Genomic DNA, 14,068 nt, shown 5'->3' with positions numbered 1-14,068 from the left:
GAACAGGTGAACGTGAAGAAGGACATGACCGAGCCACACCCCGACACCACAACGCCGGAGGTCAGGTACTGGACCCCGGCGTGGCACCCCGCCGGCACCGCACGGCCCGGCACCACGCCGTCCGGCGGCCGGGTGCTGCTCCTCGCCGCGGCGGACGGCGTCGAGCGCGCCGTCCGCGAGGCGCTGGCCGAGCGGGACCCCGCCGCCACGCTCGTCGTGGCCCGCCCCGGCGACCGGTTCACGCGGCTGGGGGACGGCGAGTTCGCCCTCGACCCGGCCGAACCCTCCGACATCGCCGCCCTCGTCACGGCGCTGCACGAGGGCGGCCTGCCGGAGCGGATCCTGCTGCACCGCGGCGCCGTTGCGGCCGATCCGGGTGAACCGGACGCCGCCGAGCGGGAGTTCTTCCTGCTCTTCCACCTGACGCGGGAGCTGCTGCACTGCAAGCCGGAGCACCCGGTGCGGCTGCTGCACGCCCACGCGCCCGCCGGCGGCGGCGTCAGCCCCGCTCACGCGGCGGCCGGCGCGTTCGCGCGCGTGGTGCGCCAGGAGAAGCCGTCGTTCCGCTACCGGGCCGTGACGCTGGTCCGCTCCGGCGAGGGGCCGGACGCGCTGCGCGCCGAAGCCGACGCGCTGCTGGCGGAGTTCGGGCACGACGACGACGCGGCCGAGGTGCGGCTGGACGGCTCCGGCCGCGCGGTGCGGCGCCTTCAGCCGCTGCCCCGGCCCGGCGCCGGGCAGCCGCGCGTCACCGCGCGCGAGGGCGGCACGTACCTGATCACCGGCGGCCTCGGCGGGCTCGGCCTGATCTTCGCGCGCGCCCTCGCGGCCCAGGCCCACGTCAACCTGGTGCTGTCCGGCCGCAGCGAGCCGGACGAGCGGCAGGCGGCGGCCCTGGCCGAGCTGGAGGCGTCCGGCTCCCGCGTCCGGTTCGTGCGGGCCGACGTCAGCACGGCTGAGGGCGTGGAGACCGTCGTGCGGCAGGCCCGGGACCTGTTCGGCCCGCTGACCGGTGTCATCCACTCGGCCGGCGTGCTGCGCGACTCGTTCCTGCTGAAGAAGACCCCCGAGGAGGCGCAGGCGGTCCTGGCCGCCAAGGTCGCCGGCACGCGGCTGCTCGACACCGCGCTGCGGGCGGCGCGGCTCGACTTCTTCGTGCTGTTCTCCTCGCTCGCCGGCGCGCTCGGCAACCTCGGCCAGGCCGACTACGCCTTCGCCAACAGCTATCTGGACCACTACGCGGCCTGGCGAGAGGAGGAGCGGCGGCAGGGCCGGCGCCACGGCTCGACCGTCGCGGTGGCCTGGCCGCTGTGGGAAGAGGGGGCGATGCGCGGCGGCGACGGCGAGGCGCTGGGGCTGAGCCCGCTGGCGACCGGCGAGGGCGTCGCCGCCCTGCCCGCCGCCCTGGCCGCGGGCACCCCGCACGTCGTTGTCGTCAAGGGCACCGCCCGCACCTGGGAGATCCTCGCCGCCGGCCCGGGCCACGAGGCCCCGGCGGCCGCCGGCGAGGACGCCCCGGCCGCGCCCCGCGCGGAGGCTCCCCGGCAGGCCGCCGAGGCCGCCCCGGCCGCCCCGGCACCGTCGGGGCCGTCCTCCGGCGGCGGCACCGACCCGGTGCTGCGCCGGCGCACCCGCGGCTATCTCATCGACCTGGTCGCCCGGTTCACGAAGCTGCCCGCCGCGGAGATCAGGACCAACGTCTCCTTCGGCCGCTACGGCGTCGAGTCGATCATGATCATCGCGATGACGCAGGAGATGGAGGGGCATCTCGGGCCGCTGGCGAAGACGCTGTTCTTTGAGTACGACAGCATCGACGAGCTGACCGACCACCTGGTCCGCGTCAAGGAGCGCGAGCTGCGTGCCCGGTTCGGCCTCGCCGAGCCGTCCGCCGCCCCGGCGGCCCTCTCCGCCGCTCCGGCCGCCCAGGCCCCCCAGGCCGTCCCGGCGGCGCGCGCGGCCGAACCCGCCGCCCCGGCCGCCTCCGGCCTGCCAGGCAAGTGGGCGCTGCTGCACGCCCGCAGCCAGTCCGCCGCCGGCCCGGCCGCCGCGCCGGCCCCGGCCGCCGCGCCCGCGCCCGCCCCCGCCCCCGCCCCGGCGCGCGAGGACGAGCAGCCGTCGGAGCAGGACATCGCGATCATCGGCCTCGCCGGGCGCTACCCGAAGTCGCCCGACGTCAACGCCTTCTGGGAGAACCTCCGCAGCGGCACGGACTGCGTCACCGAGATCCCCGCCCGCCGCTGGGACCACGAGCCGTACTACCACCCCGAAAAGGGCGTCCCCGGCAAGACCTACAGCAAGTGGGGCGGCTTCGTGGACGGCGTCGAGCTGTTCGACCCGCTGTTCTTCAGCATCGCGCCGGTCGAGGCCGAATACCTCGACCCGCAGGAACGCCTGTACCTGGAGACCGCCTGGCAGGTCATCGAGGACGCCGGCTACGCGCCCCGCTCGCTGGCCGGGAAGAAGGTCGGCGTCTTCACAGGCGTGATGTTCGGCCTGTACCAGATGCTCGCCACCGACAAGCACGGCGGCTGGCTGAACGGCAACTCCTCCTACGCCTCGGTCTCCAACCGCGTCTCGTACTTCTTCGACTTCCACGGCCCGTCGATGACCGTGGACACGATGTGCTCCTCGTCGCTCGTCGCGCTCCACCAGGCGTGCGGCTCGCTGCGCAGCGGCGAGTCCGAACTGGCCATCGCGGGCGGCGTGAACCTGATGGTCCACCCGTCGAAGTACGTGCAGCTCAGCCAGGGCACGTTCCTCTCCAGCGACGGCCGCTGCCGCAGCTTCGGCGAGGGCGGCGACGGCTACGTGCCCGGCGAGGGCGTCGGCGCCGTGCTGCTCAAGCCGCTCCAGGCGGCGCTGCGCGACGGCGACCACGTCTACGGCGTCATCAAGGCCAGCACCGTCAACGCCGGCGGACGGACCAGCGGTTACTCCGTGCCCAACCCGCAGGCGCAGGCCGAGCTGATCTCCGAGGCGCTCAACCAGGCCGCGATCGACCCGCGCACCATCTCCTATGTCGAGGCCCACGGCACCGGGACCGCGCTGGGCGACCCCATCGAGATCGCGGGCCTGACCAAGGCGTACCGGCAGGCCACCCAGGACCGGCAGTACTGCGCGATCGGCTCGGTGAAGTCGAACGTCGGCCACCTGGAGTCCGCCGCCGGCATCGCCGCGCTCACCAAGGTGCTGCTCCAGATGCGGCACCGGCAGCTGGTGCCGTCGCTCCACGCCGACCCGCTCAACCCGCTGATCGACTTCGAGGACACGCCGTTCTACGTGCAGCGGGAGCTGTCGGCGTGGGAGACCGGCACCGGCGAGGACGGCCGCGAGCTGCCGCGCCGCGCCGCCATCAGCGCGTTCGGCGCGGGCGGCACCAACGCCCACGTCATCGTCGAGGAGCCGCCCGCCCAGGCGCGGCGCCCCGAGGAGACCGGCCAGGACGGCGGCGGTGAGCACCTGTTCGTGCTCTCCGCGCGCGACGAGGACGGCCTCGTCGCCACCGCCCGGCAGCTGCTGGAGTTCCTCGGCGGCGGCACCGGCGCGGGCGACGCCGCGGCGGCCGGGCACGCCGCCGCCGAGGACGTGCGGGCAGAGGTCAGGGCCGCCGTCGCCGCCGCGCTCGGGCTGCCCGAGGCCGAGATCGACGACGACGAGCCCTACGCCGACCAGGGCCTGGACGCCTACGCGCTGGCCGCCTGCCACGAGCGGCTCGGCGAGCGGTTCGGCGAACGGCTCGGCGGCGCACTGCCGTTCGAGCTGCTGCGCGACGAGCCGACCGTTGCCCGCACGGCCGCGCGGCTCACCGCCATGCTGGGCATCGACGTCCCCGCCAGCGGCGGGGCCGCCACGCAGCGGCCGCTGCCCGCCGGGCTGCGCGCCGAGGACGTGGCGTTCACCCTCCAGACCGGGCGCGACGCCATGGCGGAGCGGCTGACCATCATCGCCCCGGACCTGGCCGGGCTGCGGGAGGCGCTGGCCGCGTTCACCGAGGGCCGCACCGACGTGCCCGGCATGCGGCGCGGCTCGGCCGAGGTGTACGACGAGAAGCTGCACACCCTGCTCACCCACGATGTGACGCGGGAGTACTCGCGGCGCCTGCTCACCGAGGCGCGGCTGGACGAGGCGGCCGAGCTGTGGGTGATGGGCGCCGACGTCGACTGGTCGGACTTCTGGGAGAACCGGCAGCCCCGGCGCGTGCCGCTGCCGACGTACCCGTTCGCCCGCGAGGTGCACTGGATCGTGCCGGTCGGGCCCGGCGACCCGCTGGTGCCCGCGCCCGACGCCGCGCCCGCGGCAGCACCGGCCCCCGCCCCCGCTCCGGCCAGCGAGGCCCCGGCTCCGGCGCCCGGTGTGCCTGCCGCCGGCGCCGGTGCGGAGCGCGGCGGTGTCAGCGACGAGGAGCTGACCGGGGCCGTCATGGCCGACCTCAAGCGGGTCTTCTCCGACGTGCTGGGCATCCCGGAGGCACGGCTGAAGGGCCGCACCGCCTTCGAGAACTACGGCATCGACTCCGTCCGCATCACCCAGCTCAACCGTGTCCTGGAGCGGACCTACGGCTCGCTGCCGACGTCGCTGCTGTTCACCTACAAGGACCTGGACGCGCTGGCGCGTTACCTGGTCACCGAGCACCGCGAGGACGCGCTGCGCGGCCTGGGGCTCGACCGCCCGGCGGCGGCGCCAGCCCCGGCCGCGGCGGCACCGGCGCCTGCCCGGGTGCCGGCCCCGGCCAGCGGCGGCGCGGGCGGCGCCGGGGACGCCGCGGACACCGGCGACATCGCCATCATCGGCATCAGCGGCCGCTACCCCCGCGCCGCTACCCTCGCCGAGTACGCCGAGAACCTGGCCGCCGGGCGCGACTGCATCACCGAGATCCCGGCCGAGCGCTGGGACCACCGGGACTACCCCGACATCGCCTGCCGCTGGGGCGGTTTCCTCGACGACGCGCTCACCTTCGACCCGTCCTTCTTCAACCTCTCGCCCAACAGCGCCGCCTACATGGACCCGCAGGAGCGGCTGTTCGTGCAGAGCGTGTGGCACTGCCTGGAGGACGCCGGGTACACGCCGGAGACGCTCGCCGACGAGACCGCCGGCGACCGGCGCGGCAACGTCGCGGTCTACGCGGGCGTGTCGTTCAACGAGTACGGGCTGTACGGCGCGGCCGACCTCGCCAGCGGGCAGGACGTGCCGATCGACACGCAGCTGTACTCCGTCGCCAACCGCATCTCGTACCTGCTGAACCTGCGCGGCCCCAGCCTGATCGTGGACACGGCGTGCTCCTCGTCGCTGTACGCCATCCACCTGGGCTGCCAGGCGCTGCGGAACGGGGAGACCGACCTCGCGATCGCAGGCGGCGTCAACCTCAGCCTGCACCCCAGCAAGTACCTGACGCTGAATATGTTCAGCTTCCTGGCGCCCGACGGGCACTGCAAGAGCTTCGGCGAGGGCGGCAACGGCTACGTGCCCGGCGAGGGCACCGGCGCCGTGCTGCTCAAGCCGCTGGCGAAGGCGGAGGCCGACGGCGACCACATCTACGGCGTCATCAAGGGCTCGGCCGTCAACCACGGCGGCAAGACCAACGGTTACACCGTGCCCAACCCGGTCGCCCAGGCCGAGGTGGTACGCGCCGCCCTCAACGACGCCGGGGTCACGCCCGACTCCATCAGCTACCTGGAGGCCCACGGCACCGGCACCTCGCTCGGCGACACCATCGAGATCGAGGCGCTCACCACGGCGTTCACCGGCTACCCGGGCGACGGCCGCTACTGCGCCATCGGCTCGGTGAAGTCCAACATCGGCCACCTGGAGGCCGCCGCGGGCATCTCCCAGGTCACCAAGGTGCTGCTCCAGATGCGCGACGGGCAGCTCTACCCGAGCCGGCTGAACTCCGAACGGCTCAACCCGGAAATCGACTTCGCGCGCACCCCGTTCCGCGTGCAGCTCGCCACCGAGCCGTGGCGGCCGCCGCTGGGCCCGGACGGGCAGCGGTACCCGCGCCGCGCGGGCATCAGCTCGTTCGGCGTCGGCGGCGTCAACGTCCACATGGTGCTGGAGGAGTACACCGGCAGCGCCCGCCGCGCCGTGCCGGCCGCCGGCGACGGGCCGTGGCTGGTGCCGCTGTCGGCCCGCACGCCGGAGGCGCTGGTCACCCTGGCGGGTGAGCTGCGCGCCCGGCTGACCGGCACGGGCGAGCGGCCCGCGCTGGCGGACGTGGCGTTCACCCTCCAGACCGGGCGCCGCGCCCTGCCGCACCGCGCCGCGTTTGTCGCCGGCAGCCTCGACGAACTGGCCAGCCAGCTCGCCGCGTTCACCGCCGCTGACGGCAAGCCGACGGGCACAGACGGGGTGTTCACCGGTCAGGCCGGGCCCGACCCCGAGCAGCCGGAGGGCTTCGCCGCCCGCCCGGCGGACCGGGAGCGGCTCGCCGAGGCGGCACGGCTGTGGGCGGGCGGCGCCGACCTGCCGTTCACCGGCTGGTACCGCCGGGGCGAGCGGCGGCGCCTGCCGCTGCCGGGCTACCCGTTCGCCAAGGAGACGTACTGGCTGTACCAGGCCCCGGTCCGCGCCCGCGCCGCCGTCCCGGCGCAGGACGCGCCCGCGCCGCAGGACGCGCCGGCCCCGCAGGCCGGGGCGGAGGAACCGGCCGGGTCCGCGCCCGCGCCCGAGTCCGCCTCCGGTGACGAGGCGCAGCAGCTGTTCGCCCGGCTGGCCGAGGCGTTCCCCAACGAGCGCCTGGCGGTGATGACCGAGTGCATCCAGGGCGTCTTCGCCGGGCTGCTGGGCTACACCGACGGCCGCCTGCCGGAGACCGACCGCGGCTTCTTCGAGCTGGGCATGGACTCCCTCACCTCCACGCAGGCCCACAACAAGCTGGAGCAGCTGTTCGGGACCGAGCTGGACCTCCAGCTGTTCTTCAACTACCCGACCATCGCTGATGTCTCCGAGTACATCCTCGGCCTGATCGACGTCGACAGCCTCGCCGCCGCCCCGCCCGCCGCGGCGGCGCCGGCCGCCGCTGCCGCGGCACCGGCAACGGCGGACCCGGCCGGCCCGGCGGACCCGGCGGACCCGGCGGACCCGGCGGACAACGACGCCCCGGTGTGGCTGTTCACCCGCGACTGGACCGAGCGTGACGGTGCCGCGGACGACGGGGACACCGCGGGGGCGGGCGGCGGCACTGTCGTGCTGCTGGACCACGACGATGAGCTGAAGGGCGCGCTCGCTTCGCTGCCCGCCGGCCAGCGCCCCGAGCGGGTCATCCTGGTCCGCCCCGGCGACGGCTTCCGCGCCCTGGGCGATGACGAGTTCGAGGTGGAGCCGGGCTCCCGCGGCGATTACGAGGCGCTGCTCGACGCCCTCGCCGCCGCGGACGTCACCGCCGACCGGTTCATCCACTTCTGGTCGGCCAGCGGCTCCGGGACCGATCGCATCGCCACCGGCCTCAGCCGCGGCGTGTACGCGCTGACGGCGCTCAGCCAGGCCGTGCTCGCCAAGCTGCCGGGCCGCACCGTCAGGCTGCTGTACGCGTTCGCCGGCGAGGGCGGCGTGGCGGCCCCGGAGAACCGCGGCATCGGCGGCTTCATGCGGGCCGCCCGCATGGAGACCCCGCTGCTGGCGTACCGCACCGTGGAGTTCGCCGGCGCCGGCCTCAGCCGTGGCCGCGTGGCCGAGGCGCTGATGGCGGAGTTCGGCGACACCGGACCCGACGTGGAGGTGCGGCACGACGGCGAGCGGCGCCTGGTGCGCTCCTTCCGTGCCGTGCCCGCCGGCGAGATACGCGGCGCCGCGCCCCGGTTCGCGCGGCACGGCGTGTACCTCATCACCGGCGGACCGGCCGGCCTGGCGGGCCTGTTCGGCGAGTACCTGTGCCGGGAGTACCAGGCGACGGTCGTGCTGGTCGGCCGGCGCGAGGCGGCGCCGGAGAAGCTCGCCGAGCTGGAGAGCTGGAACCGCGACGGCGGGCGCGCCGTCTACCTCCGGGCCGACGTCGGCGACCGCGAGGCCGTCGCCGCGCTGGTGAGCGAGGTGAAGTCCCGCTACGGGCACGTCACCGGCGTGATCCACGCCGCCGGTGCGCTGCGGGACAGCTCGATCCAGAACAAGCGGCCCGAGGAGATGGCGGAGGTGTTCCGGGCGAAGGTGTTCGGCACCCGGTACCTCGACGAGGCGCTGCGCGGTGAACCGCTCCAGTGCTTCGTGGTGTTCTCCTCGCTCGCGGCCGTCATGGGCAACTTCGGCCAGAGCGACTACTGCTTCGCCAACGGCTACGCGGACGCCTTCGCGGAGTACCGCGAGCAGCTGCGGCAGCGCGGCGAGCGGTCCGGGCACACGCTGTCGGTGAACTGGTCGTTCTGGCGCACCGGCGGCATGAAGACCAGCGAGGCGATCCAGACCTGGATGCGCAACCGCCTGGGCACCGTGGTGCTCGAAGGGCCCGAGGGCTGGTCGGCGCTGCGCAGCGCGCTGGGCCTGGCGTACCCGCAGGTGGTCACCATCAAAGGCGAGATCACCAAGATCCGCGGGATGCTGGGCCTGACCGAGGCGGAGACGGACGCGAGCCTGCCGCTGGGCCCGGAGCCCGTCGGGGAGGTCGCGCGGCCGGTGCCGCTGCCGGAGCTTCCCGCGCCCGGGCCGGAAGACGAGCCCGGCGCGGCGGCAAAGGCCGCTGCGGAGCCCGCGACCGCACCGGAAGCCGTATCCGGGGCCGCACCGGAGACCGCACCCGAGCCCGCACCCGAGCCCGCACCTGAGCCTGAGGCCGTCACCGGGACCGAGGCAAAGCCCGGAACCGAGCCCGAGCCCGAGCCTGGGCCCGAGCCTGGGCCCGGGGGCGGTGCCGTCCCGGCGGCCACCGGGGCCGCCCCCGCTGAGCGGCCCGAGGAGGAGCCGTTCGACCTCCAGGAGTACCAGCGCTTCCTGGACGCCAACCGACCTGCCGGCCCTGACGCAGACGTCACGCTGCCGGACTTGGACGCCATGGGCGAGGAGGAACTCGTCGCCCTGCTGCAGAAGGAAATCGACGACGCTATGAACGACGGGGCTGATGTGGCATGAGCGAACGGCCGCAGAGCAAGACCACTGAGGTGCTGAAGCAGTCGGTCCGCACCATCAAGAGCCTGCGCCGCCAGCTGGACCAGGCGACCAGCGCGAGCCGGGAGCCGATCGCCGTGGTCGGGCTCGCCTGCCGCTTCCCCGGCGGCTGCGACACGCCGGAGCGCTTCTGGTCGTTCCTGCGCGAGGGCGGCATCGGCCTGCGGGACGTCCCCGAGGACCGCTGGCCGATCCAGGACTACTACGACCCGCAGCCCGGCAAGCCCGGAAAGATGTACGTCCGGCAGAGCAACTTCATGGAGTGCGACGTCACCGCATTCGACGCGCGCTTCTTCAAGATCTCCGGCGTCGAGGCCAACGCCATGGACCCGCAGCAGCGGCAGCTGCTGGAGGTCACCTGGCAGGCGCTGGAGAACGCCGGGCAGAACCCGGAGGAGCTGCGCGGCAGCCTGACCGGCGTCTACATCGGCATCTCCAGCAACTCCGAGTACGCGCAGCTGGTCAAGAAGGTCGGTGACATCAACGAGTACATCGGCACCGGCAACACCTCCTCGATCGCCTCCGGGCGCGTCGCCTACGCTTTCGGCTGGACCGGCCCCGCGCTGTCCGTCGACACCGCCTGCTCCTCCTCCCTGGTCAGCACCCACCTGGCGGTGGAGGCGCTGCGCCGCGGCGAGTGTGAGATGGCGGTGGCAGGCGGCGTCAACATGATGCTGGCGCCGGGCGTCATGGCGTCGCTGTGCTCGATGAACGCCCTGGCCAAGGACGGCCGTTCCAAGCCGTTCGACGCCTCCGCCGACGGCTACGGCCGCGGTGAGGGCTGCGGCATCGTCGTCCTCAAGCGGCTGTCGGACGCCCAGCGCGACGGCGACACCGTCTACGCCGTCATCCGCGGCGGCGCCGTCAACAACGACGGCGAGAGCAGCGGCCTGACCACCCCCAACGGCCGTGCCCAGAAGGCCGTGCTGGCCCGCGCGCTGGCCAACACCGGCCTGACGCCCCACGACATCGACTACGTCGAGACCCACGGCACCGGCACCCTGCTCGGCGACCCGATCGAGATCGACGCCATCCACCAGGTCTACGGCAAGGACCGCGATGCCTCCCGCCCGCTGGTGCTCGGCGCGGTCAAGGGCAACATCGGCCACCTGGAGAGCGCCGCGGGCATCGCCAGCCTCATCAAGACGGTGCTGTGCCTGTACCACGGCGAGGTCCCGCCCGTGACCGGGCTGACCGAGCTGAACCCGCGCATCAAGCCGGTCGCCGGCGCGTTCTCCTTCCCCGCCGCCGCCGAGCCGTGGCCCGAGACCGGGGACCGGCCGCGCTTCGCCGCCATCAGCTCGTTCGGCTTCAGCGGCACCAACGCCCACCTGATCCTCTCCGACCGGCCGGACCCGGCCCACGGCCAGCCCGCGAACGCGCTGCCGGCGGCCGACCGCGTCCCGCTGACGGCCTCGCTGCTGACGCTGAGCGCCATGGACGAGGAGAAGCTGGTGCGGCAGATCCGCGCCTTCGACGAGCACCTCGCCAGCCACCCGGACCTGCCGCCCGAGGACGTGTGCTTCACGGCCAACGCCACCCGCGCCTCGTTCGACCACCGGGCGGTGTTCCTCGGCCGCACCCTCACCGACCTGCGGCGGGGCCTGCGGGCCGCGCTGCGGGCCTATGAGGACAACAAGACGCTGTACTCGGAGTCCCAGGTCATCCTCGGCTCCAGCCACGGCTCCGACCGGTACAACGCCAAGCGCACCCTGTTCACGACCATCGACGAGGGCCACGCCTACACCGCGCTGACCGACGAGAAGATCCGCCCCAAGCTGGTGTTCCTCTTCAGCGGCGAACCGGGCGACACCTTCACCACGGCGCGCGGCCTGTGGGAGCTGTTCCCCGCCTTCCGCGAGGCCATGACCGAGGCGCTGGCGGTCTTCGAGGACGACCTCGGCCCGCAGGCCGAGGCGTTCGCCCAGGAGAACGGCACGCCCGCCGGGCCGGCCGAGGAGCAGGCGTGGCTGTTCGCCGCCGAGTACGCCCTCAGCAAGCTTCTCGCCAGCTACGGCATCACCCCCGAGATCACCTTCGGCGAGCGCACCGGCACCCTGGCCGCCGCCGTGATATCCGGCGTGCTGACGCTTGATGCCGCGGCCCGCCACCTGGCCGCGCTGCGCCGGGCCCAGCAGGCGGCGGACGCCGTCGGCTTCGCCCGCGTCGTCCTGGACGGCGCCGACCCGGAGGCGCTGGCGGACGAGTTCCCCGGCGTGCACCTGTCGGCCGTGTACTCCTCGTCGGACTTCGTGCTCTCCGGCGCGCCCGAGGAGCTGGCGCGCGCCACCGACGCGCTGTCCGCCCGGGGGGCCACGGTCACCGAGGAGCCGGGCAGCTTCCCCTCCGCCGGCTACGAGCCGCGCGCCGCCGCCTGGCGTGAGGCCGTCGGCGGCGAGACGTACCAGCAGCCCGGCAGCCGCTTCCAGTCGCCGTTCACCCTGCGCACCAGCCACCACCCGGAGGTGCTGCGGGAGGACTTCCACGACTACGCGCTGACCGCGCCGATCCGCTTCGCGCAGGGCCTCGAGGAGCTGTACAACCAGGGCTACCGCTTCTTCGTCGAGATCGGCGCCGGCCGTCCCCGCGAGGGCACCACGGTGCTGGACCGCGACGACGTCGTCACGCTGCCGCTGGTGGAGAACGGCACCGCCCTGGAGACGCTGCTGGAGACGCTCGCCAAGCTGATCTGCCTGGGCTCCACCCCGACCTGGGACCGTCACTACGAAGGGCTCGGGCGCCGCAAGCTGATGCTGCCGAACTACCCGTTCGAGCAGTCGAGTTACTGGCTGGTGGAGTCCCGCGAGGAGGAGGTCACGGGGCTCCAGGCACGGCTGGCCGGGCGGCTGACCCGCGACGGCCTGATGGGCGAGCCGCTCAACCTGCCGATGCGGCAGAAGCAGTGGGTGTACACCTTCGCGCACCAGAACTTCCCGGAGCTGCTGGACAACTCCGGCGTGGTGCACGTCGGCTACTACCTGGAGATGCTGCGCGGCGTCATGGCCGAGATGTACGGCGACCAGCCGTGCCGCGTCACCGGCATGCGGTTCCTCAGCCCGATCATGGTGTTCGCCGAGGACACCAAGGAGGTGCTGCTGGCGCTCGACCCGCGCGACGACGGCGGCTTCGACTTCGCGTTCCACAGCAAGAACGCCGCGTCCACCAGCTGGGACCTCAACGTCCAGGGCACCATCGCCGCCGTCACCGGCGAGGAGGACGAGGAGCTGCTGCCGCTCGCCGAGCTGCGCGAGCAGCGCGAACGCCACGAGAAGACCGAGGACTTCTACTACCCGCTGGAGAAGGAGCGCGGCTTCTACTTCGGCCCGGCCGTCCGCTGGGTCGAGGAGGCGTGGCACAACGGCACGGAGGGCCTCATCGGCTTCCGCATGCCGCAGGGCCCGGCCGCCAAGCGCGGCTACGCGCTCGGCTTCCACCCCGGCGTGCTGGACAGCTGCGCCCAGTCCTGCAACTACCTGGCGCTGGAGCGCACTCCGGCCGGCAAGAAGTACATGGTCGCCGAGCTGGACGACGTGCTGATCACGCCGGGCGAGGACGTGACGGGGCTGTTCGCCGACATCCGGATGCCCGAGTACGACAGCGAAACCGAGGAGCTGGGCGGCACCATCCGGCTCACCGACGAGTCCGGCGCCACGCTGGTGCGCATCGGCCGCATCAGGCTCAAGGAGTTCGACGAGGAGAAGCTCGGCGAGCTGCGGGCGATGCTGGACGCCGACGGCCTGGAGAAGGACGGCGAGGACCGCGACTTCCTGATGCGGTACATCCACGCCGACGTCGAGCAGAAGCCCGCCATGGCGCTGGAGTACCTGCGCACCATGCTGGCGCTGATCCTGGAGATGGACCTGTCCGAGGTCGACCCCGACGAGCACATGCGCACGTTCGGTCTCGACTCCATGACCGGCCTGCGGTTCTTCAACAAGATCGGCCAGCTGCTGGACGTGGACATCTCCTTCGCCGACGTGGTCAAGAGCCGCAACCTGCGGGAGCTGTCGCTGAAGCTGGTCGACATGCTGCCGGGCGGCGCCGGCGTGCTGCGGGACGCGCAGCGCAAGGCGTACGACCTGGACCTGTCGCCCGCGCACTGGATCTACCGCTACGAGGAGAAGCCCGAGGCGCGGATCAGGCTGTTCTGCTTCCCCAACGGCTACCGCAACGCCGACCTGTTCGACGACTGGCAGGACCAGCTCGGCCCCGAGGTGGACGTCTGCCCGATCATGCTGCCCGGCATGGACGCCAAGCGGCTGGACGAGCGGGCGCCGGAGGACATCAACGAGTTCATGGCCACCATGGAGAAGGTCGTGGACCCGGACCTGTTCGACATCCCGTGCGCCTCGTTCGGGCACAGCTGGGGCGCGCTGTTCTCGTTCCGGCTGGCGGCCCGCCTGGGCGCCAACCCGCGGGCGCGGTTCCTCAAGGCGTTCGTCTCCGGCTTCGCCGCGCCGAACGGCCCCAACCCGAACATCGCGAAGATCCTCGACGAGATCGGCAAGCACGGCCTGACGCGGATCCCGGCCTACGAGGAGATCCGCCACGACCAGGAGACCGTCAACGCCGTCATCCGCGCCTACATGAACGGCTGGGGCTACGGCGAGGCCGAGACCCGGGCGACGCTGCCGCAGCTGCTGGCGGCGTGCCGCCTGATCGAGAGCTTCACCTACGACCCGGAGGAGAAGTTCGAGGTGCCGCTGACGGCGTTCCACGGCGTCGACGACTGGGTGGCGTCGAAGGAGACCAAGCTGTGGGAGCAGCTGACGACGGGCTCCTTCCGGATGCACACCATGGCCGGTGACCACCAGTTCATCAACAAGGAGCAGTCCGAGGGCCGGCTGCTGGCGCTGATCCGCGAGGAGCTGATGGAGGCCCTGGAGGAGGCCGAGGCCGCCGAGTGAGCGGCGGCACCCGCGTCACCTGACGCACCCCGCCGGCCGCGCGGCCGCCACAGCCGCGCGGCCGGCCCCAC

2 protein-coding genes are annotated in these 14,068 nt (G+C 73.4%); both read left to right on the top strand.

What is annotated here, in order from left to right:
- Nucleotides 1–24 precede the first annotated feature (24 nt).
- Complete coding sequence (locus tag JK356_RS04395; RefSeq protein ID WP_201866192.1) at nucleotides 25–9,054, top strand: SDR family NAD(P)-dependent oxidoreductase; 9,030 nt, start codon at nucleotides 25–27, stop codon at nucleotides 9,052–9,054.
- Nucleotides 9,051–13,997 (top strand): type I polyketide synthase, encoded by a 4,947-nt coding sequence (locus JK356_RS04390; RefSeq protein ID WP_201866191.1) that lies wholly within the window; start codon nucleotides 9,051–9,053, stop codon nucleotides 13,995–13,997. The genes JK356_RS04395 and JK356_RS04390 overlap by 4 nt, the downstream gene beginning before the upstream one ends.
- Nucleotides 13,998–14,068: the final 71 nt, after the last annotated feature.

Source organism: Streptomyces sp. 7-21 (genome assembly GCF_016741785.1).
GTDB lineage: Bacteria > Actinomycetota > Actinomycetes > Streptomycetales > Streptomycetaceae > Streptomyces.
This window is presented reverse-complemented; position numbering and strand designations above follow the sequence as displayed.

Excerpts from the sequence above, each read along its gene's own strand:
- JK356_RS04395 (WP_201866192.1), top strand. The coding sequence starts at position 25 with ATGACCGAGCCACACCCCGACACCACAACGCCGGAGGTCAGGTACTGG.
- JK356_RS04390 (WP_201866191.1), top strand. The coding sequence starts at position 9,051 with ATGAGCGAACGGCCGCAGAGCAAGACCACTGAGGTGCTGAAGCAGTCG.